We start from the raw sequence: 19,975 nt of genomic DNA, 5'->3' as shown, positions 1-19,975 counted from the left end.
CTGGGGGCCGCGGCGTCGCGACGCAAGCCCCCAAGCCGGTCTAACGCGTTGCAATCGCCGCGGCCGCGCCCGCCATCACGGCGGCACTGGCGCGGTTAGCGAGGCGCGAGGCGCGCCGCCCCGACAGCAGCCTTTTCGCACGAACGGCGAGCAGCGCCCACGCCAGGTCGACCGCGATCAATACCGTCAGCGCCGTCAATGTCAGCTCGAGCCACGCGGTGACCCCGACGCGCGACAGATCGATCAGCGTGGGCAGCAAGGCCAGATAGAACACCATGATTTTGGGGTTGCTTGCACTGATCGTGAGGCCGGCCACGAACATGCGCAGCGGCGATTGACCGCTCGGCAGGCGCCCCTGTGCGTCGCTAGCGGGAGCGAACCACATTTTCCAGGCAAGGAACAACAGATAGGCCACGCCGGCGAACTTCAGGCACAAAAACACCAGCCCGAAGGTGCGCGCAATCACACTGAGCCCGGCTACCGCGCAGGTCAGCCACACCACTTCGCCAATCCACATTGCCGCGAGAAACGGCAACACGTCACGCAGACCGTGAGTCAGCACACGGGATACCAGGGCTGCGATACCCGGGCCGGGTGATGCAGCGGCCACGCCGAGAGCCAGCGCGAATACCAGCAAAGCGGAAAGTGCCATTGACCGTCTCCTTGTCAGTGGGCCATTTTGCCATTTAAACCCGCGGCCCGCGCGGCGCGGCCGCCTCTTCCCTCGACGCCGCATCCGACTGGGGCCGCTCGCCGTATATGCCATTAACACAGCGCGATGGCGCGTTGTGTCCAAGGGAGACCACTATGAAACGCATGATTTACGTTGCCTTGACCGCCCTGTCACTGTCCGCCGGCGTTTATGCCGCCAGCGAAACCGTCATGGTCGGCGGGCAAGCCATGTATCCGAGCAAGGATATCGTCGATAACGCAGTTAATTCCGCGGACCATACGACACTGGTCGCCGCGGTCAAGGCAGCCGGCCTCGTGGATACGCTCAAAGGCACTGGACCTTTCACCGTATTTGCGCCAACCAATGAAGCGTTTGCCGCACTGCCGCCGGGCACGGTCGACAATCTCGTGAAACCCGAAAACAAGGCCACGCTCACGAACATCCTGACTTACCACGTGATTCCGGGACGCTATGATTTTCGCAAACTCGATGCGGCGATCAGGGAAGGCGGCGGCAAAGCTTCGTTGAAGACCGTCAACGGCGAAATGCTGACGTTCTCCGAGAACGGTCCGCATAACATTGTCGTGACCGACGAAAGCGGCCATACCGCCGATATCTCCACCTACGACGTCTATCAGAGCAACGGCGTGATCATGGTCGTCGACAAGGTTCTGTTGCCGAAGTAAGCAGTCGATGCATCGCACGGACGGCAGGGGTGCTTTCTCGCCGGAGAGCACCCCGTTGTTCGTCAAGGGCGGGGGCCGAATGCCTAGCGTTATATTCGGTGGTATATTGCGCTACTGAGAATGATGGTGGCAGCCTCGATATCGTCCGGCAACCGCGGCCGGCAAGGTCTGGCACCGGAACCGGATTCGAGGTCGTCATGCAAGCACCCCCGTTTCGCCTCGCCCGCACCGCCGGCGCCCGCGCCGGCGAGAGCGCCGGCCAGCCGCTGCGCGCCGCCGATGCCTGTTGCGCCGGTCCCTCCTCTGTGCAGCTTGCGGCCTCACGGCGCCGCACGCGTCTCACGGAGCTGGATTCGCATCTGCATTGCTCGATTATCGGCACGTGCCTGACCACCCACGAACTACGCAAGCTCGTCCCCCGATTCACCGAACTGGATCGCCAGCGCGCGAGCGACCTTGAGATTCACCATGCCGCCGTCGAACTCGCGATTGCCGGCGGGGCGGGCAGCAAGGCGCTGCAGAAGGCGCTCGACGAACGCTACGCCGGTGCTCTCCGCCGCTTCGAGCAGGCGCGCGACGAAGAGGCGCTGCTCGCGTTATGGAACGAGGCGCTCAAGAACGGCGACATTCCGCCGGCTTACTGGGCACTGATGACTCACCCTCATGCGACCATGCCGGTACGCCAGGCGGCCTTCGGCGAACTGCACATGCTGTCGCATCTGGTGGGCGCCGCGAACCGCGCGGACATTCGCCGGCTAGTGGCGCTCGAAGAGGAAAATGCCGCGTTGCGCGACAAGGTCGAGCGGCAACAGAACCGCTTGCACGAGATCAGCACACAACGCGACGCGGCGCTTGCACAACTGGACGAACAGGTCGTCAAACTGACCGCCCAGGCCGAGCGTCAGCCATCTGCCGACACGGCAAGTCTGATGGACGAAGTCAAAACGCTGCAGGACAAACTCAAGGAAGCCGAGCAACGTCTGGCGCTCCACACCAGCCGTCGTGAAGCCGCGGAACAGCGCGCGCTGCAGGATCAGGGCACGGCGCAAGCGCTACGCGAAAGCCGCGATCAGACGCTGGCGTTGCTGAAGGCGGTGCAGTCGGAATGCCACGCGCTGGAGCGGGCCACGCTCGACGCGCTCGATCAGCAGGACTCGCGCCGCACCGGGCTGGCCGGCGTCGACGGCAAGCGGGTCGTGTATGTCGGCGGCCGGCCCGGTTCGAACGCAGCCCTCAAGGCGCTCGTGAGTTCCGCAGGAGGTGAGCTGATCGTGCACGACGGCGGCGTGGAAGACCGCAAGGGTCTGCTCGCAGCCGCCTTACCGCGCGCCGACCTCGTGGTATTTCCCGTGGACTGCATCGATCATGATTCGATGAATATGCTCAAGCGCGTCTGCGAGCGTCATCAGGTGGACTATCACCCGCTGCGAACGGCGAGCGTGGCAAGCTTCATTGATTTGATCGCGCGGCTGCAGAGCGATCCGGGCGCTTCGCAAAGCGTCGCACCCAACGCGCGGCCGCCGTCGGCGTTTTGCTTGCGGCATGGGTGAAGTCCGGGTTGAACCGCGGGTGCGCTGCGGGTTGAGCTGCGCTGGGCCTGGCTCGCCGCGTGCGGCGCGTGAGGCACATGCAGCGCTTCAGACCGCCATCAGGTCCGCATCAAGCGGAGCAGTTCGGCAATCTGCGTAGCACAGGCTTTTTCGGCTTGCGCCTCGACGTCGCGATACAGGCGCACGATGTTCTCGCCCACTGGCGTAAGCACGCAACCGCCGCCACTCTGTCCACCCTGCTCGGAAACGGTCGCCGGCGACTTGAGCGACTGATTCAGCTCGTCGATCAGCAGCCACGCACGCCGGTAGGACATATCGAGGCTGCGGGCCGCAGCCGAGATGGAACCATGCTCGCGCACGGCTTCGAGCAATTCGACCTTGCCGGGCCCAAGCGCGACGGTGCCATCCTTGCGGATACGCATGCGAAAGCGCACCTCCGGCCGCGTTTTGGTGCGCACCGTGGCGGGCGCTTGCGCGGAGGCCTTGGCGGGGGCTTTTTTCACCGCTTTCGCCGGTTGCACCGCTTTCGCCGGGACAGGTTTGATTTTCAAGGATTCGACCATGCGCGAAAGCATACACGAAGCGGCTTGCCAGGCAACACCCCGCACCGTCTGCTGACAACGCCCACCGGACAGGATTGCCATCGCCTCAGGACGTGTGCGGAAAGCAAAACCCATAGTCTTCGCAACCGGGACAACCGGGTGCGGGACCGGGCTCGCGCCCAAGCGACAAGGCCAGTTGCCGGGCCAGAAACTTCTTCCAGCGCAGATTCCCGACGTTGAGCGCGGCGAGCGACGGGAAATACCGCTCGAGCATCGCCGAGACCTCCTCGCGTCCAGCCAGCCCCAGGTCGCGCCATAGGTGATCGGGCCGCAGGCATGCGTTCGCAATGATCGAGGCGAGACACTGGGCATCGTCCTCATGGACGGCCGGGTTGGCGTACTGAAGCATCAAGGCGCGCAGGGCTGAGACGAATTCGACATGCTCGTCTGTACTCAAGCTCACCGTGGCGGCGCCAGGCGGAGGTGATGTGCCGGTTAGGCCCACCGGGCCACCTGATCCTTGGCTCCCCGGAAAATGCCGGCTGACCAGCGCAACCCATTGCACCTGGGACAAGCCAAGCAATGCCCACTCTGCGCGTACCTCGCGTGCTGCGATGAGTTTCGCAAACAGACACACGTCGAAGGAACGCGAATCGAGCGCCGCCTCTATCCACTGGCCGGTCCGAATGGCGCAAGCCGCGGCGAGATCGTGCGCGTGATCCGTCGTGCGGGGCGCAAGCGCCGGTGAACGGGAGAGCGTGTCGTCAGGCATGGTATGAGCGTCGCGGAGCGATCCACTCATGGTACGACGGCCGCCCGGCTAATGCTCGACCGCGCAGCCAAAAACCACCTGAACGTCGTGAACCGCGCGCGTCCTGCGCACCGCTCCGGGGCCCATTACAGCGGCCGCAACACCTGCACGTCGATCCGCGCCAGCCGTTTGACGTGGCGCGGCGCCGCCATGATGTCGGCGCCAGAAAACAGGACAGGCGCCCCGTCTTCCGCGCTCAGGGGCTCGCCATCGCATTCGTAGACAATCAGCGCGTTTTCACCCACCGGCGTGTTGAATAGCTCGTGCCACGAAAACGTTACCGCATAGCCATCCTTGGCCGCCGCCACAAACACCATCCGTTTGAAATCGCCTGCTGCATCGTTACGCAAACCGGCCTCGGCGATGAGATCGGTCAGACGCGCGCCCCGATAGCGGCCGACGCGGCGAATATAGCGGTTGGTCGTAAAGCAGCGCAGGTCGAACGGCGCGGCCAGCACGCTTTCGTAGGCTCTGAGCTGCTCCAGCGATAACGACAGCGGCCGCAGCACATGGCCGCTCAGGACGAAATCGCCGGCGAGCGCCGCCTCGGGCGCGAGCGCTGCGCCCAGCTTCATCGAGTCCATGCTGGCAGATCCTCCGGCAACGAATACGGCCCGCGGCACCAGACGTGTCCGCGTCGTGCGGCTCATGCATCCACTCACGCATCATGCCGCGATGTATTCTCGCATATATTACGAACCTCCCCGGCCCGCGCGGCAAGAGGCCGCACGGCATACGCGGTATATGGCCTGATCTATACCTGCGAGCCGGTCGAATCGACCCACGGCGCACGATCGCGTCGTAATATATCGGTCTTTATAACGCTACGGGAAACGGCATGATTCGCAAGCTGCTTGCATCTCTCACAGTGGTCGCCGGCATGGTGGCCGCCACCCCGAGCCACGCCCAGGACAGCACCGTGAACGTGCTCTACGCCGGGTCGCTGGTCAACCTGATGGAGCGCAGCGTCGGCCCCGCCTTCGAGAAGGCCACCGGCCTGCAGTTCCGTGGCTATGCGGCGGGTTCGAACAAGATCGCCAACGAAATCAAAGGCAAGCTGCGCCGCGGCGATGTATTCATCAGCGCGAGTCCCAAGGTCAACCAGAGCCTGATGGGCGCAGACAACGGCGATCACGTGAGCTGGTATGTCAACTTCGCCGAGTCGCCGCTGATGATCGGCTACAACCCGAAGAGCAAATTCGCCGCCGACTTCAAGACGAAGCGCTGGGACCAGGTGCTGCAGGAGCCGGGCATCCGCATTGGCCGCACGGATCCCAAGCTCGATCCGAAGGGTGCGTTCACGGTCGAGATGATGACCAAGGCGGCCGAGCTCTACCACCAGCCGGATCTCGTCGAGAAAACGCTGGGGGCGGCGGAGAATCCCGAGCAGGTGCTGCCTGAGGAAACGCTGGTCGGCCGGCTGCAATCGGGCCAACTGGACGCCGGTTTCTTCTACTCCACCGAGACCTCCGATCTGAAGATTCCGGCGCTGCAGCCCGCGCCGGAATTGCAGGCCAAGGCCAGCTACACGCTGACCATCCTGAACGACGCACCGAATAGCACCGGCGCAGCGCGCTTCGTGGACTTCCTGCTGAGCGCGGAAGGCCGCGCGCTGCTCAAGCAGCATGGTGTCGACGTGATCAAGCCGGCTATCACCGGCAACGGCCAGGCGGTTCCGCCGTCGGTGCAGGCGGTGATCGACGCAGCGCAGTAAGCCGATGAAGCGTATCGCGGCCCGGCCGCTTTTCTGGTTGGCCGCGCTGCTGGCCGCGTATCTGTGCGCGCCGTTCATTGCCAGCGTGCCGCAACTCGGCGCGGCCGACTGGGCCAATGTCGACTGGCACGCTACGTGGTCGGCGGTGGCCGTGTCCGCCGCCAGCGCGAGCGTCGCCGCGCTCGTCATCCTGATTGGCGGCGTGCCGCTCGGCTATTTTCTGGCCCGCTCCAATTCGCGCAAGGTCGCCCTGCTCGGTTTTATCGTGCAGTTGCCGCTTGCGCTGCCGCCGCTCACCAGTGGCGTGCTGCTGCTGTTTCTGCTCGGACCGTATAGCTGGGTAGGCGGGCTGACTGGCGGCGCCTTGACCGATTCGTTCGCCGGCATTGTGCTGGCCGAGACGTTTGTCGCCGCGCCCTTTCTGATTATCGCGGCCAAATCCGCGTTTGCCGCCGTCGATCCGGTGTTCGACGACGTCGCCGCCACGCTCGGCCATCACGCCGGCAGCCGTTTCTTTCGCGTTACGCTGCCGGTCGCCTGGCCGGCAATCCGCGCCGGGCTTGCGCTCGCCTGGCTGCGCGCGTTCGGCGAATTCGGCGCGACGGTGATGGTGGCCTATCACCCCTACTCGCTGCCGGTCTACACCTATGTCGTGTTCGGCGGCCAGGGACTGCCGGCCATGATGCCGCTGCTGCTGCCCACGCTCAGCATCGCGATTGTGTGCGCCGCGCTGTCGATCTATAGCCGCCGCCTCACCGGCGCAGCCGCACCACTGGAGAATGGCGAGGACGCGGCCGAGCCGCCCGCCGGCGCGGCCGCAGCGGTTCAGAGCGAACCGCTGCGCCTCACGTTCCACCTGACCCGCCATCTCGGCGCATTCGATCTCGACATTGCCTGGGCGCCGGCCACGCGGCGCCTCGCGATCATCGGCCCATCCGGTTCCGGCAAGTCGCTGGCGCTCAAGCTGATTGCGGGGCTGGAGCGTAACGAGCACGGCACGGTGCGCCTCGGCACGGCGGATCTGGACGCCTTGCCGCCCGAGCGCCGCCAGATCGGTTACATGCCGCAGGACTACGGCCTGTTCCCGCATATGACCGTGGCCCAGCAACTGGCCTTCCCGGTCGATGCGGACGCCGCCAGCGCACGTTACTGGCTCGAACACCTGGGACTCGCGGCGCTGGTTGGGCGCCTGCCGCATCAACTGTCGTTCGGTCAGCGCCAGCGGGTCGCACTCGCGCGGGCGCTCACGCGCCACAGCCAGCTTCTGCTGTTCGACGAACCGTTCGCTGCGCTCGACACGCCGCGCCGCCGGCGTTTGCAGCAGTCGCTGCGGGGCTTGCAGCGCGAGATTGCCGCGGTGACGGTCATCGTGACGCACGATCCCGACGAAGCCGCGCTGCTGGCCGACGAAGTGCTGGTCATCGAACAGGGACGCGTGCTGCAGGCCGGGGCGATCGACACCGTCTACGAGCAGCCCGCGACGATGCGCGTCGCCGAATTGCTCGGTCTGCACAACGTGGGCGAAGGGGTGATGCGCGAGGAGGGTCTGCTTGAAATCGGCGCCGGTCTGCGGGTGAAGACGGCTACCGGTTCAATCGCGATCGCAGCGGGCCAGCCGGTGATGTGGCGGGTATCCTCGCATGCGCTGGTGGCGGCGCCCGACGGCCCGTACCTGGGCACGGTCGACGCCATCGAGCTGCGCCGTGGCGAGCGTTATATTCGCGTCGAGATAGCCGGCGCGCACTTCGATCTCGCCAGCGAGGATACGCGTTTGCGCCAGGGCAGCCAGCATCGCTTTGCGATCGCGGCGGCGGGCGTCTCGGTGTGGCCCGCGCAAGTCCGACTAGAAGCTGAACTCAAGCCCGCCCCGGCACTCGGGAGTGGAAGCGCCGGAGCGACCCTGTAACGGATCGCTCACGGCGCACTTATGACGTAAATGCGACGTAAATGCGAAGCACCTGCGACGCACCTGCGATTCACGCGCTACGACGCTCAGCTTGCCTGCGGAGCCGGGCAGAACAGCTCGCCGCTCTTGGCCACATAGGCACGCGCGCCACTGTGATCCGATGTGTCGAACAGCACCACGCCGCCGTTCGAGACGACCGCAAGCGTGGCGCCGTCCGGCGTATAGCGCAGTGCCTGCGGGTTATCGCCCGCTGCGTAGCCGCCACTCACCTTGCCGCTGTCACGCGCGACCGTCGCCACCGTACCGTCCTGCGACAACGAGATGGCCAGCGTGCTGCCATCCGGGCTCAACACGAAATGGTAAGCGCTCGGCGTGCCGCAGAAATGCAGCGTATTGGCAGGCTTGAGCGTTTGCGCGTCATATTCGACAATGCCGTCGCGCGCGAGCACCAGCAGATTGCCGCTGTGCGGGTCGAGCTGGACATCGAGCGCGCCCGGTGCGTCGATGCTGCCGAGCACCCTGCGATTCAGCGTATTGAATACTTCGACCGTACCCGCCACACCGTTCGTCACGAACAGCCGCTTACCGTCCGGCGACAGGACCATGCCGACCGGACGCCCGAACGGCTGGTCATGCGCATCGCCGCCCTTCAGGGTAAAGCGTCCCAATGCACGGCCGTTGGCAGTCTCGAACACCGACACCGTGTTCGAGACGACGTTCATCACATAGGCGCGACGGCCATCCGGCGACAGCAGCACATTTTGCGGGAAGCGCTGTGCCCGCACCGTGCGCACGATGCGGCCTTTGTCCAGATCCACAAACGCCAGCGCATCGGGACGCAGCGAGCTCACATAGGCACGGCGGCCGTTTGCGTCCACGGCCACGCCAACCGCGCCGACACCGCGGCAGAAGTTGTCGGGGCAGTCGTCCGAAGTCTTGATCGGCGCATGGCCGTCGATCGTTTTGCTCACGTTGCGGTTCGCCAGATCCACCACCGCCAGCGTGTTGTCGCCGTTGCTGGTCGCATAGAGCCACTTGCTGTCGGCGCTGATGTCGAGGCCCTCGGGCGCGTTGCCGACCGCGATCACGGTGCCCTTCGCCAGTTCGCCAACCGGGGCGGCCGCGGCTTTCGCTGCGGCGTCGTTGGCGGCATCGTTGGACGTGCCGCACGCACCCAGCACGACGCACGCCGCCACCGCGACAGCCAACTGACGCAAGCCCGGCAAAGCGGATTGCCGCTGGGCTTCAAGATGATTAAAACGATCACGCCAACCCATCGCTGCTCCTTGTGTAAAACTCAATGAAATAATCGAATCACATACGGCACGCCGCCACACCCGCAATGACAAGCGAATATGCAGATGAAAATCGCATCCACAGCGCACTTGCGCGGATTTCCCGAAGCCGCCGGCAGCATGCAAATCCTGAGCGATTCATACCGCGTGTGACTAATCAATCGCGCAGATGGCCACGCGCTCCAGATCAACGACAAAATGGCCATGCCGCAGACGGGGCTTGCCTGTCCGCGTGATGGCCAGATATCGTTTTATGTGGAACTGAACAATGGAGCTTTCACAACAGCGTAACTAAACAACGTAACTAAACGCCGGAAACGCCCGCAATGTCAAATTCATGTGAATTGCATAAGCATTATGTTCCGCTCATATTCACGGCTGAGCGGATTCTAAATGAGGGCGACCCGCCATGTATAGTATTTGTTGGATTCACGGTGTCTTTTGACATTCAGGCTGGCTGAGCAGGCGGCCTCATTTAGATCAGGCGCATAAAGCGGCATAATTTGCAGAAACCGGACCGGTGAGGATGTCAGATTTTCCGATGCGGATTTTGTCCTGCTTTGATCCGGTTCATTCAGTATGCGTGGCGCACTCAAAGCGCGGGTCCGGCCACCTTCTGCGTTGGCTGTGCTCTGCGTGCATCGCGCCAGCCGGCTGCCACTGCCGCAATCCACTCCGCCGCATGGGCGTCGGCCTGAGCAATCTCTGCGTCGCCGCGCGCGAGGCTCGTCATCCGCAAGACGGAAATGCTTCGCAGTCCGATGGTTTCCAGCACGTAGCGCAGGTATGGCGTGAGAAAGTCGATCTGCCCAGTGGGGGTTGCCGGTTCCGGTACGGCGCCGCCGCAAGCGATCACCAGAAACACCGGCCGGTCCTGCAACAGCCCCACCTTCCCTTCCCGCGTGCTGACGAAGGTCCGGCCGATCCGCACCACCTGATCGATCCACGCCTTGAGCGCCGCCGGCACCGTGAAATTGTGCATGGGCGTATCGATCACCAGGGCGTCGGCGCCTTCCAGCTCGGCAATCAACGCCTCCGAGAACGCCAGCGCCTCCGCTTGCGCGGCGCCGCGCTGCGCCGGCGGCATCAGCGCGGCCTCGACAAACGAACGGTCCGGATAGGCCGGCGGCAGGGCCGCGAGGTCGCGCTCGGTGACGCGCAGCGGACCGTCGTGCGCCCGTTGAAGCTCGGCGATCAGTTGCCGTCCAACCCTGCGGCTGTGCGATGCCTCGCCGCGCGCACTCACGCTGATATGCAGAAGAACACTCATGTAGCCGATTCCTTTTAAAGCGGAGTATTGAATCGCAAGGCGCTGGCGAGCAAACCCTGGCGATAGTAAAAGCGGTGCCCAAGCGTATTGGTGAGCGGTGTATCCAGCACGAGCTTCGCGCAGCCGAGCGCACGCCCTTCAGCCTTGAGCCGCTCCATCAGCAACTGCCCGTAGCCGGCGCTACGCGAGGCAGCCTCGGTGACGAGATCGTCCACGTAGAAATGCGGACCGTGGACCAGATTGTCCTGCACCCGGAAACCCGCCAGCGCCACCGGCTTCGTGCCGCGCCACAACGCCATCAGACGATAGCCGAGCGCCACCTGACGCTGCCAGCGTTCGACGAATTCCGCGCTGGAGGCGAGGTGCGGCCGCAATTCGTGCATCAGCGCGTAGCAGGCCGCGGCCTGCCCGGCGTCGTCCACATAGCGGATCTCCAGTCCGGCCTCCAGTTGTTCCGGTTCGGCATTCATGGCGCGATCCTCCAGTCGGCGCTCCAGCCCAGCGCACGCTGCGCCTTGGCACAGTCGAGCGTGCCGTCGGCTTCGGCGATGTTGTAGATGCCCGGCGCGCCACGCGTCAGCGCCAGCTCGGCGGCGTGCGCCGCAGCGTCGACGTGCAGCGGGGCCGCTCCCGAAGCCGTGTCGAAACCGGTACCCGGGCCGTAGAGGCGCCCGTAGCGCAACACGATGCCCTCCAGCGGCGCCTGCAGCACCTGACGCTCGAGGCTCGCCACGCCGCGCAGGGTGACACCGCGCGGCCCGTCGAAATCGCTGTCGAGCGGCGCCTCCTCGTCATGCGGCAACGGACCCTCCGCGTAGGCGAAACCAATGCTTTGCGCAATCATGCGGCGCGCGCCCGCGGCGAGCGCGGCTGCCACCAGGTTACGCGTTCCTTCGTCGCGAATCCGCGCATTGCGCCCCGTCGCCTCGGCCATGCGGGCAGGATCGAGGCCAGCCGGCAGATCGGTCAACTGATGCACGACCACTTGCGGCCGCGCCGCGGCGAGCGCGTCGTGCAACGCGGCGGCATCGAACATGTCGAGCACCAGCGGTTCCACGCCTAGCTCACGCAGCAACGCCGCCTTCTGCGCCGAGCGCGTCGTGCCGACCACGCGCCAGCCCGCCGCTACGTATAAAGGCGCCAGGCGGCGCCCGATTGCGCCGGTTGCACCGGCAAGAAAAATACATTCGGCCATTGCGGCACTCTCCTTGGATTATCGGCGCGACGGCCGGCCCGGTTGCAGGGCCGACCTGCCGTCAATGATGTATGAGTTCGAACATAATATAAGAGTTCTTACATTATGTGCAAGCGCGTGGCGAGCGTGCCGGGAAACCAGGCCGGTTCGACCCGGTCCGGATTCGCTCAGCTAATGGACACCGGGGCGTGACACCGGCTCGCCGAGCAGTGCAAGCCAGGCCACCTGCTCAGGATCGTCGCCGTAACGATCGGCCGGGTTGTGAAGCTGCAATGACAGCGTGCCGGTACGGCGCGCCAGCTCGATCCGTGCGGCGTCGGCGGGCGTCACCGCGAGCGTCACGACCTGCGTCACGCGCGGCGAAACCACGAATTGCTCGCTATGGCGGGTCATCGACAACACCAGAACCTGGCGCAGCAGCACCGCCGTCGCGGCCCCCGTGTGCGCAGCACCGTTTGCGGTGGCGCCGCCGGACTGCCGCTGCTCAACGAGGATATCGACGCGGTTGCCCGGCAGCGCCAGCCCCTGCACACCGTCCATTCCGCTCATTTGCACGCTGAGCGGCAACAGGACGGCATCGATGACGCCGGTCGTGCCCGCTGTGGACGCCACCGGCTGCAACCGGTTTTCCACGAGTGGCTCGCCACGCAGCAAGCTCGCCGTCAGCACGCGGCCATCGAGTTTGTGCGGGTCGTCGAAAGCGCCCGGCGGAACATGGCCTTGCGGACAATCGATCAGCTTGATGAAGCGCGGCGCGAGGCGCTGGCCAAGGTCGATATCGACCGCCGCCACCGCAATCCTTGCCGTCGGCGCCGTCACCGCCTGCAGACCGCGCGAGGCGGACAGCGCCATCGCCAGCGTGCCGGCAAGCGTCACCGCCACGGTCCCCATCCGTTTTATGTTTTTCATGTCGCACTCCTTATTGCACTGCCTGGCAGGATTGCGCAGATCGCGTTCGCAGCGGTTCGAACGAAGCGGACCAGTCGGGATGGTTGCCTGAAAGCGTCTTGGCACGCAAAGACGGCGAGTCAAAAGAAAAGCGAGCGATCATCAACGCCGGCGTCGTACCGCGCTGCAATCGAGCGCTTCGTTCCCCTCGGCGATCGTGTTGTTCCGATCTGCCGTTCGGCATGCGCCGTCCCCGCGAAGCACCGATGCAATCGGTCTGCACCGGGAGGGGGAACACCCGCCCCCGCCCGGTGACTGCCGATCGGGCTGTTGATTCGCCCGTCGTAAAACCCTTCCTGCCAAGCCTTTCTGTGAAGGCTGCTTGCCCTGCTGGCCTCATCGCGCCATCTTGCTGTTGGCCCCGTCGCGCCCGTTGTGATGGGCTTGAGGTTTCGTCTTGTTGTTCCTTCCCTGAGCGTCTTCGCGCTGCCTGCCGAGCGTCTTCGCGCTGCCTGTTCCCCGCTTTTCCCTGCCTGTGCTTCCCCGCGCCACCTGCTCTGTCCTGCCCTGCCAGTCCGGCCTCGCAGGCTTGCTGCATGGCCGGGTGCAGGACATCTAGCGACGACCGTGCCAGGCTCGCGCAACCCGGTCTACCGGCGGGCGGGGCAGCCGGCGCTCCGGGCAGCCGGAGGAGCCCGGCGCCGCTCCCCGAAAAAACTGTTGCAAGGTTGCGACTGGTCCGCCACGAAAAATTTGCGGGCGAGGAAAGCGCCCACCGGTAAGGACGTCCGTGGGTTAAAACGCCGCGTCGCGCGAAGTTCTGAAAACAGGGAGTTCGGCAGTGCCCGGGGTTCTGTCACTGCAGCATCGGCACCCGCTGCATGACCACTATGTGGGCTACCGCACGCAGCCCAAAGTGTCTCAATTGTGAGACGCCTTCGGCACGCTAGAATCAGCCAACCGGAGCGAGCATGCCAGGTGTAGCGCAACGGCCGGAACTCATGGCTATACTGGGCGAGCCACTGGCAAAAGGGTTGCCCGAATAGCGAGCCAATCGAATGTCTGTAGATTTGTTTCAATAAAATACAGCCGCCGGTCAAATATTCCGGTCAATTAAGCGGCAATCGCGTCACACAATTAGTGTCCAGTTTTCTCGAGAATGAGTCAGAAATGAAACATGGCGTCCGTCGCGCCCCAGCGCGGCGAGCGCCCGTGTCATGGGTCTCATCCATATTTGCTCGTATGGCAAGCTCAATTGTTTTGTTCTATCTTTGGGCCATGCGTCGCTTAGAGCGCAATACTGAGAAACCGGCGGAAAACCTGCCAGGATTGTATCTTCGGGGGATGAAATGAAAAATAAATGTTCGTTCGAACGGATTATTCAGCGCGTCATTGATTTCACGGTGAACGGCCAGCGCGGCCGGCAGTGCGATTTCGTCAGGCGGCCGCCATCCGAGGTCCGCGCCGCCACGCGGGCTGGCGGCAGGGGACGCGCCGCGCGCCACTCAACGCCCGTGGGTCCGCCGCAACGGCCCGATCGAGACCGGATCGCGGCCGCCTGTCCGGCCTGAAGCATCCTTTGCATGACCCACCCAGCAACCGTGAGCGCCTCACTGAACCGGGGGTAACATGAACAGCAACGACACGCCGCATGATATGGAGCGCACCGTCCTCTGCGTTTCCGCGCGGCCCGACGAAATGCTCAGCAAATTTCTCGCCGCATGCGGCTGGCAGGTGGTCCACGCCAAAACCACCGCCATCGCTGAACGCATGGTCGAACGCGACAACATCAAGGTCGGCCTGATCGAATTGCCTGAAGATTGCTCGACCCAGTATCTGTCGGCCCTCGAGGGCTGCATGCGGCGAGGCGAGGCCAACTGGGTCGCGCAGATCGCGCCGGGCCAGTCCGACAACGAACTGGTGAGCCGTTTTATCCTCGACTATTGCTTCGACTTCGTCACCCGCCCGTGCCTGAACGAGCGCCTCATCTTCGCGCTGGGTCATGCCCACGGCCTGTCGAACCTGCGCAAGGCCCGCGTCGCGCCGGAGCCGTCAATGGGCCGGCACGAAATGGTCGGCCAGTGCGAGGCGATGCAGCAGCTCTACCGGCACATCGACAAGTGCGCGGCCACGGATGCGCCGGTGTTTGTCGCCGGCGAATCGGGCACCGGCAAGGAACTGACGGCACGCGCCATCCACGTGCGCTCGTCGCGCTCGGCCCAGGCGTTCGTGGCGATCAACTGCGCGGCCATTCCACCCACCCTGCTGCAGGCCGAACTGTTCGGCCACGAGCGCGGCGCCTTCACAGGCGCGGTGCAGCGCAAGACCGGGCGGATCGAAAGCGCGCATCAGGGCACGCTGTTTCTCGACGAAATCGGCGACATGCCGCACGAATGCCAGGCCGTGCTGCTGCGTTTCCTGCAGGAAGGCACGATCGAGCGCCTTGGCGGCAGCAACGAGATCAAGGTGGATGTGCGGGTCATCTCGGCCACGCACGTCGATCTGGAGAAGGCCGTCGAAGACGGGCGCTTTCGTTCCGACCTGTATCACCGGCTGTGCGTGCTGCGGCTCGTCGAACCGCCGCTGCGCGAGCGCGGCGGCGATATCAAGCTGCTGGCCAACTACGCGCTCAGCATGTACAGGCAGGACGGGGCCCGCAAGATTCGCGGCTTTTCCAGCGACGCGGTGGTCGCGATGTCCAACTATGCCTGGCCCGGCAATGTGCGCGAACTGATCAACTGCGTGCGGCGCGCCGTGGTCATGAGCGAGGGCCGGTTTATTACCGCTGCCGACCTTGGCCTGCCGCAATCCAGCAATATCCCAGCCGTGACGCTGGCCGAAATTCGCAGCAAGGCGGAGAAGGACGCAATCGAGCAGGCCTTGCAGCGGCACGGCTACAAACTCTCGGAGGCGGCGGCCGAGCTGGGCGTGTCGCGCGCCACGCTGTACCGGCTGATGCACGCCAACCGCGTCAATCAGGAAGGCGCAGCCGGCCGGTCGTCGGCAGACGCAGGGGCGCCTCAGGACGACGAAGACAGTGAGCGGGAGTTGCCCTCGCTCACGGCGTCGAACCAATGAAGCGGGATTGAATTGACGGTCTGAGCCGCAAGGCAGCAGGCGGTGGCCGCGCAGGCTCGCCGCTCTGCACCTTGCGCTTTTCTCCTGCGCTTTTCCTCTGTGCGTCTCGCGCACCTGTGCCGCGCGCTGCGCGGCAGCGCTCAGCGAGCCGCTGGATCAGCCCCGGGACTCGACCGGTACACGGCAATGCCCTCCAGCGGATCGGGCGGTTCGCGCCACGGCGCCTTCTCCAGCATGCGGGCCGTGTTTTCGTACCCGGCCTTCCAGCGCCGCTGGGTACCGTTAGTGGAAAAATCGATGTCCTTGTGCAGGTCGTCGCCCGTCAGGCGCGGCGCGTCGAGTTCGATGACCTGCATGGTGGTGCCGCAGCCCCAGCCGAGCAATTCCCGCACCTCCGCGCTGTCACGCTGCTCGGCGGGAATGTATTGCTCCAGTTCGCGGATCACATGCCGTAGGCGGTGAATCTGCTTCTGCCGCTCCAGGTGACTCTCGGCCCGGCTCGAATACTGGATGTCGCGCTGCCGGCTCATCGCCTGCCAGACCGACTTCGGTTCCGGCCCATGCGCCGGCCACAACTGCACGGCAAAAATCACCGAGTCGCGCCGTGGATGGTCGTCGAGCACGGCTTCGAGCGGTGTATTCGAGTAAATGCCACCGTCCCACCAGGTCTCGCCCTCCAGCCGCACCGACGGAAAACCCGGCGGAAACGCGGCCGACGCCATCACATGATCGACGTCGAGCGGCGCTTCGCGATTGGTGAAATAGCGCATGCGCCCGCTGCCGACGCTCACCGCGCCCACGGTCAAACGGGTCTGCTGGTTGTTCAGGCAGGCGAAATCGATCAGTGACAGCAGCGTCTCGCGCAGCGGCTGCGTCGAATACAAGGCCGCCGGCCACATGCCGCCCGGCTCATGCAGGCCGAGTAAAGCGCTGGGACGCGGCGCGAAGAAAGCGGGAATGCCGCGCGTCATGATCGACAGGTTACGCAGCCATTCGTCGAGCGCCGGTATCCAGCCGGCGGTGGCGCTGCCGCGATACGCGACCTCTTCCCAGAAGTGTTTGAGCCGCTCGATACGCTGCTCGCGTGGATTGCCGGCGATGATCGCGCCGTTGATGGCGCCGATCGACGTGCCGATCACCCATTCGGGCTCGACCCCCGCTTCATGCAGTGCTTCGTACACACCGGCCTGATAGGCGCCCAGCGCGCCGCCGCCCTGCAGAACGAGGACCACCTGGCCCGGCAGCCCGCCGCAAGCCGCTTGCCCGGGCGCGTCGGCGGCATGGTCCTCAGGTTCTTGCGTGGCCATGGTATTTCTCCGTGGGTGGAGCGTCGATAATGGCACGCGTGCATGACAACACGCAATGGAGGAACATCCCCCAGGGATCGCGCCCGTCGCGCACCACGCGGCTCGAGACGGGCATAATCAACGCCTGAGCGCTGCTTACGATTCGCCGACGCATGCGCGGGATGAGCGATCGATGCCCGATCCATCCCCGTCGTGTGGAACTTGTGTAGCTGGGCCGCTGTCGTCTTATATCTCCGTCACTTTGGCCGAGCTGGCCTGTATCCGGACGGCGCCGCGCCGCGCGGCCGTCCCGCTGATTCCCTATGCGCAAACTACTTACCGTCTGGTTTCTGATTCTGTTCGCCGTGCCGGCCTTTGCCGCACAGACAACACCGGCCGCGAGCAATGCGGCCGTCACGCTGACGCCGGAACAGGCGCGCGAGGCGCTGGCGGTCCTCAGCGATCCGCAACGGCGGGCGCAGATCGAGGACACGCTGCATGCCATCGCCGCTGCCGGTGCGCTCAGCGCCCCCTCGCCGGCCTCCGCGGCGGCACCGGCGTCCGCGTCGGCGGCGGCGCCGGTAGCGCCGGCAAGCGGCGCGGCCGCCTCGGTCCATGCCGCGTTCGAGTCGAATGGCCTCGCCTCGCAACTGGCCCGCCAGGGTGCGCACGACGTCGTGCAGATAGCCGGTGCGTTGCGCCACTCGCTTGCGGCCCTGCTGGACGTATCGTCGGTGCGGGTGTGGTGGGTCGACCTGATGAATAGTCCGCAGCAGCGCTCGGTGCTGGGCAGCATCGTGCTCACGCTGCTGGGCGCCCTGCTGCCCGCCCTCGCGCTCGAATGGCTGACGCGCCGTCTGCTGCGGCGCGCGATCACTGCGCTGGCGATCCGCCGCGCCGTCGATCCGCGCGAGCTGTTTTTCGACGAACCTTCCGAGGGTGCGCCGGAAGCGGGTGGTGCGGCCGCTGCGCAGCCGGACGGCGCAGCGGGCATGCGCCACGCCGCGCATCACTACTCGCTCATGCGCCGCCTGCCACGCGCCGCCTTGCGCATGCTGGTCCGGTTCGTGCCGCTCGCGGTCTTTATCGGCGCAGCGAGCCTGCTGATGTCGATCCTCACCGACGACGGCACCCCGCAAGACCGCGCGCTCGATTCGATCATCGACATCTATGTGCTGTGCCGCCTGATCGTGATCGTCAGCGGCTTCTTCCTGCAACCCGACGCGCCGCGACTGCGGCTGTTGCAGATGGGCAGCACGTGGGCGGCGTTTACACAGCGCTGGGTGGTGATGATCGTCAGCGCGGTCGGCGCCGGCTCGGCGCTCGCCGAAACCGCGGTGGCGCTCGGCCTGAACGAAGCGGCCCATCTCGCCCTGATGAAAGTGGTTGCCCTGATCGGCCACGTGATGATTTCCCTGCTGATCCTGCAATGCCGTCGGCCGGTTGCCGGGCGTATCCGGGCGCGTTGTGCCGCGAGCCCTTCGCTTGCGGTGTTCGGCAACGCGATCGCCGACTCGTGGGCCACGATCAGCGTATTCGTGGTGATGGCGCTGTGGTTCGTCTGGGCGCTAGACGTGCACAACGGCTATCACACGCTGGTGCACCTCGGCGGCATCTCGATCGCGGTGCTGGTGGGCGCACGCGTGCTGTCGATCGTGATCTTCGGTGCGCTTGCCCGGCTCTTCGACGGCCGGGACGGCCAGAACAACGACTCGCTCGTCCATCAGCACGCATATCGCTACTACCCGCTGCTGCGGCGCGTCGTCTCGTCGGTGGTCGGCGTGGTGACGGTGCTCGCGCTGCTGCAGGTGTGGGGCGCCAATGTGCGGGCGCTGTTCGAGAGCGGCACCATCGGCCACCGGCTCGCTTCCGCGCTCGTCACCATAGCGGTGGCCGCCGGCGTCGCACTGTTCGTCTGGGAGGCCGCCAATGTGGCCGTCGAACGGCGTCTGCACAAGTGGACCACGGCCGGCGACCTGGTGCGCGCCGCGCGCTTGCGCACGCTGCTGCCGATGCTGCGCAGCCTGCTGTTCGTCCTGATCGCGCTGGTGGTGGTGCTGACCGGCCTCAGCGAAATCGGCGTGAACATCGCGCCGCTGCTGGCCGGCGCCAGTATCTTCGGGGTGGCGCTGGGTTTCGGTTCGCAAAAGCTCGTACAGGATTTCATCACCGGGATTTTCCTGCTGATGGAGAACGCCCTGCAGGTGGGCGACTGGGTGACGCTCGCGGGCGTCTCGGGCACGGTCGAATATCTGTCGATCCGCACCGTGCGGCTGCGCGGCGGCGACGGTTCGCTCTACACGGTGCCGTTCAGTTCGGTGTCGACGGTCAACAACACCAATCGCGGCCTCGGCAATGCGGCGGTGAAGGTCAGCATCCTCTATGGCCAGGATGTCGACCTCGCGATTGCCACGCTCAAGGAAATCGGCGCATCGTTGTGCTCGGACCCGCAGTTCAAGGACGGCATCCTGTCCGACTTCGCCTTCTGGGGGGTGGACTCGGTGGACGGCGCGGCGCTCACGCTGACCGGGCAGATCCAATGCCGCGACAGCGGACGCTGGGGCGTGCAGCGCGAATTCAACCGGCGTGTGGCCGACCTGTTCCAGGCCCGCGGCATTCAGATCGCCAATCCGCAACGGACGGTGTTCGTGCGCGGCGATGCCCAGCCGGCGAGCGCAGAGCGGCAAGAGACGGCTGCGGAAGATCCGGTTACGCCTCGCCCACCGGCGGCAGCTACGGCGCCTCTGCGAACCGACTCGCCGAAGCGCTCCGCTTCCTGAGCTTACGACACCAGGGCACTAGGGCACCTGCCACCAGCGCGGCAGCAGACGGCGCACTTCGGGGCGGCGATAGCGGTCGTCGATCAGATGCACGACGCCCACATCCTGCTCCGTGCGTATCACCCGCCCCGCGGCCTGCACGACCTTCTGCAGGCCCGGGTACAGATACATGTAGTCGTAGCCGCTGCCGAACTTCGCTTCCATGGTGCGGCGCATCTGTTCGTTGACGTCGTTCATCTGCGGCAGGCCGAGCGTGGCGATAAAAGCGCCGATCAGTTGCTCGCCCACCAGGTCTACGCCC

The 19,975-nt window shown here is 65.3% G+C and carries 17 protein-coding genes; 6 read left to right on the top strand and 11 right to left on the bottom strand.

The annotated features are described in order from the left end of the window. Positions 1–40 precede the first annotated feature (40 nt). On the bottom strand, positions 41–652 hold the full coding sequence (locus FFS45_RS37320) for a LysE family translocator (protein WP_137959646.1): 612 nt from the start codon (positions 650–652) through the stop codon (positions 41–43). Positions 653–807: 155 nt separating this feature from the next. Between FFS45_RS37320 and FFS45_RS37315 the strand changes: the two genes are divergently transcribed. After that, positions 808–1,359 (top strand): fasciclin domain-containing protein, encoded by a 552-nt coding sequence (locus FFS45_RS37315; RefSeq protein ID WP_137959645.1) that lies wholly within the window; start codon positions 808–810, stop codon positions 1,357–1,359. 197 nt (positions 1,360–1,556) lie between these two features. After that, positions 1,557–2,909, top strand: a complete 1,353-nt coding sequence (locus FFS45_RS37310; RefSeq protein WP_137959644.1) for a DUF2325 domain-containing protein — start codon at positions 1,557–1,559, stop codon at positions 2,907–2,909. Positions 2,910–3,007: 98 nt separating this feature from the next. Here FFS45_RS37310 and FFS45_RS37305 read toward each other — a convergent pair whose 3' ends face one another. From FFS45_RS37305 to FFS45_RS37295, 3 genes are all read right to left on the bottom strand, one after another. Beyond that, entirely contained in the window at positions 3,008–3,331 is a 324-nt protein-coding gene (locus tag FFS45_RS37305) for a LysR family transcriptional regulator (RefSeq protein WP_137959660.1), read from the bottom strand. Positions 3,332–3,557: 226 nt separating this feature from the next. After that, the gene (locus FFS45_RS37300) at positions 3,558–4,253 is read right to left on the bottom strand and encodes a nitrogen fixation protein NifQ (RefSeq protein ID WP_249363089.1); all 696 of its coding nucleotides are present in this window, start codon (positions 4,251–4,253) and stop codon (positions 3,558–3,560) included. 95 nt (positions 4,254–4,348) lie between these two features. Next, positions 4,349–4,837: a molybdopterin-dependent oxidoreductase gene (locus FFS45_RS37295; RefSeq protein ID WP_249363091.1), complete on the bottom strand. Its 489-nt coding sequence runs from the start codon at positions 4,835–4,837 to the stop codon at positions 4,349–4,351. Between the two features lie 263 nt (positions 4,838–5,100). Between FFS45_RS37295 and FFS45_RS37290 the strand changes: the two genes are divergently transcribed. Next, positions 5,101–5,976: an extracellular solute-binding protein gene (locus FFS45_RS37290; protein WP_137959642.1), complete on the top strand. Its 876-nt coding sequence runs from the start codon at positions 5,101–5,103 to the stop codon at positions 5,974–5,976. A 4-nt stretch (positions 5,977–5,980) separates the two neighbouring features. Next, a complete protein-coding gene (locus FFS45_RS37285; RefSeq protein WP_137959641.1) occupies positions 5,981–7,882 on the top strand; it encodes an ATP-binding cassette domain-containing protein in 1,902 nt (633 codons plus the stop codon). Between the two features lie 86 nt (positions 7,883–7,968). On the opposite strand, the gene FFS45_RS37280 is transcribed toward FFS45_RS37285, so the two are convergent. From FFS45_RS37280 to cpaB, 5 genes are all read right to left on the bottom strand, one after another. Beyond that, the gene (locus FFS45_RS37280; RefSeq protein ID WP_137959640.1) at positions 7,969–9,159 is read right to left on the bottom strand and encodes a beta-propeller fold lactonase family protein; all 1,191 of its coding nucleotides are present in this window, start codon (positions 9,157–9,159) and stop codon (positions 7,969–7,971) included. Positions 9,160–9,769: 610 nt separating this feature from the next. Next, the gene (locus tag FFS45_RS37275; protein WP_137959639.1) at positions 9,770–10,447 is read right to left on the bottom strand and encodes an NAD(P)H-dependent oxidoreductase; all 678 of its coding nucleotides are present in this window, start codon (positions 10,445–10,447) and stop codon (positions 9,770–9,772) included. 14 nt (positions 10,448–10,461) lie between these two features. Next, positions 10,462–10,917, bottom strand: coding sequence for a GNAT family N-acetyltransferase (locus FFS45_RS37270; protein WP_137959638.1), 456 nt, complete (start codon positions 10,915–10,917; stop codon positions 10,462–10,464). Continuing rightward, positions 10,914–11,642, bottom strand: coding sequence for an NAD(P)-dependent oxidoreductase (locus FFS45_RS37265; RefSeq protein ID WP_137959637.1), 729 nt, complete (start codon positions 11,640–11,642; stop codon positions 10,914–10,916). Before FFS45_RS37265 ends, FFS45_RS37270 begins: the two co-directional genes overlap by 4 nt. 171 nt (positions 11,643–11,813) lie before the next feature. Further along, positions 11,814–12,551, bottom strand: coding sequence for a Flp pilus assembly protein CpaB (cpaB, locus tag FFS45_RS37260; protein WP_137959636.1), 738 nt, complete (start codon positions 12,549–12,551; stop codon positions 11,814–11,816). Positions 12,552–14,159: 1,608 nt separating this feature from the next. Between cpaB and FFS45_RS37255 the strand changes: the two genes are divergently transcribed. Next, positions 14,160–15,608: a sigma-54 dependent transcriptional regulator gene (locus tag FFS45_RS37255; RefSeq protein ID WP_137959635.1), complete on the top strand. Its 1,449-nt coding sequence runs from the start codon at positions 14,160–14,162 to the stop codon at positions 15,606–15,608. Between the two features lie 140 nt (positions 15,609–15,748). Here FFS45_RS37255 and FFS45_RS37250 read toward each other — a convergent pair whose 3' ends face one another. After that, entirely contained in the window at positions 15,749–16,915 is a 1,167-nt protein-coding gene (locus tag FFS45_RS37250) for a patatin-like phospholipase family protein (protein ID WP_137959634.1), read from the bottom strand. A 302-nt stretch (positions 16,916–17,217) separates the two neighbouring features. Between FFS45_RS37250 and FFS45_RS37245 the strand changes: the two genes are divergently transcribed. After that, a complete protein-coding gene (locus tag FFS45_RS37245; protein WP_137959633.1) occupies positions 17,218–19,674 on the top strand; it encodes a mechanosensitive ion channel domain-containing protein in 2,457 nt (818 codons plus the stop codon). 18 nt (positions 19,675–19,692) lie between these two features. Here FFS45_RS37245 and FFS45_RS37240 read toward each other — a convergent pair. Further along, positions 19,693–19,975, bottom strand: a 283-nt coding sequence (locus tag FFS45_RS37240) for a helicase C-terminal domain-containing protein (RefSeq protein WP_283204789.1), incomplete at its 5' end; no start/stop codon positions are given.

It is taken from the genome of Burkholderia sp. 4M9327F10 (assembly GCF_005503145.1).
Lineage (GTDB): Bacteria > Pseudomonadota > Gammaproteobacteria > Burkholderiales > Burkholderiaceae > Paraburkholderia.
This window is presented reverse-complemented; position numbering and strand designations above follow the sequence as displayed.

Bases quoted from the DNA above. Each gene is read 5' to 3' on its own strand.
- FFS45_RS37320 (WP_137959646.1), bottom strand. From the start codon at position 652: ATGGCACTTTCCGCTTTGCTGGTATTCGCGCTGGCTCTCGGCGTGGCC.
- FFS45_RS37315 (WP_137959645.1), top strand. From the start codon at position 808: ATGAAACGCATGATTTACGTTGCCTTGACCGCCCTGTCACTGTCCGCC.
- FFS45_RS37310 (WP_137959644.1), top strand. From the start codon at position 1,557: ATGCAAGCACCCCCGTTTCGCCTCGCCCGCACCGCCGGCGCCCGCGCC.
- FFS45_RS37305 (WP_137959660.1), bottom strand. From the start codon at position 3,331: ATGCGTATCCGCAAGGATGGCACCGTCGCGCTTGGGCCCGGCAAGGTC.
- FFS45_RS37300 (WP_249363089.1), bottom strand. From the start codon at position 4,253: ATGAGTGGATCGCTCCGCGACGCTCATACCATGCCTGACGACACGCTC.
- FFS45_RS37295 (WP_249363091.1), bottom strand. From the start codon at position 4,837: ATGAAGCTGGGCGCAGCGCTCGCGCCCGAGGCGGCGCTCGCCGGCGAT.
- FFS45_RS37290 (WP_137959642.1), top strand. From the start codon at position 5,101: ATGATTCGCAAGCTGCTTGCATCTCTCACAGTGGTCGCCGGCATGGTG.
- FFS45_RS37285 (WP_137959641.1), top strand. From the start codon at position 5,981: ATGAAGCGTATCGCGGCCCGGCCGCTTTTCTGGTTGGCCGCGCTGCTG.
- FFS45_RS37280 (WP_137959640.1), bottom strand. From the start codon at position 9,159: ATGGGTTGGCGTGATCGTTTTAATCATCTTGAAGCCCAGCGGCAATCC.
- FFS45_RS37275 (WP_137959639.1), bottom strand. From the start codon at position 10,447: ATGAGTGTTCTTCTGCATATCAGCGTGAGTGCGCGCGGCGAGGCATCG.
- FFS45_RS37270 (WP_137959638.1), bottom strand. From the start codon at position 10,917: ATGAATGCCGAACCGGAACAACTGGAGGCCGGACTGGAGATCCGCTAT.
- FFS45_RS37265 (WP_137959637.1), bottom strand. From the start codon at position 11,642: ATGGCCGAATGTATTTTTCTTGCCGGTGCAACCGGCGCAATCGGGCGC.
- cpaB (WP_137959636.1), bottom strand. From the start codon at position 12,551: ATGAAAAACATAAAACGGATGGGGACCGTGGCGGTGACGCTTGCCGGC.
- FFS45_RS37255 (WP_137959635.1), top strand. From the start codon at position 14,160: ATGAACAGCAACGACACGCCGCATGATATGGAGCGCACCGTCCTCTGC.
- FFS45_RS37250 (WP_137959634.1), bottom strand. From the start codon at position 16,915: ATGGCCACGCAAGAACCTGAGGACCATGCCGCCGACGCGCCCGGGCAA.
- FFS45_RS37245 (WP_137959633.1), top strand. From the start codon at position 17,218: ATGCGCAAACTACTTACCGTCTGGTTTCTGATTCTGTTCGCCGTGCCG.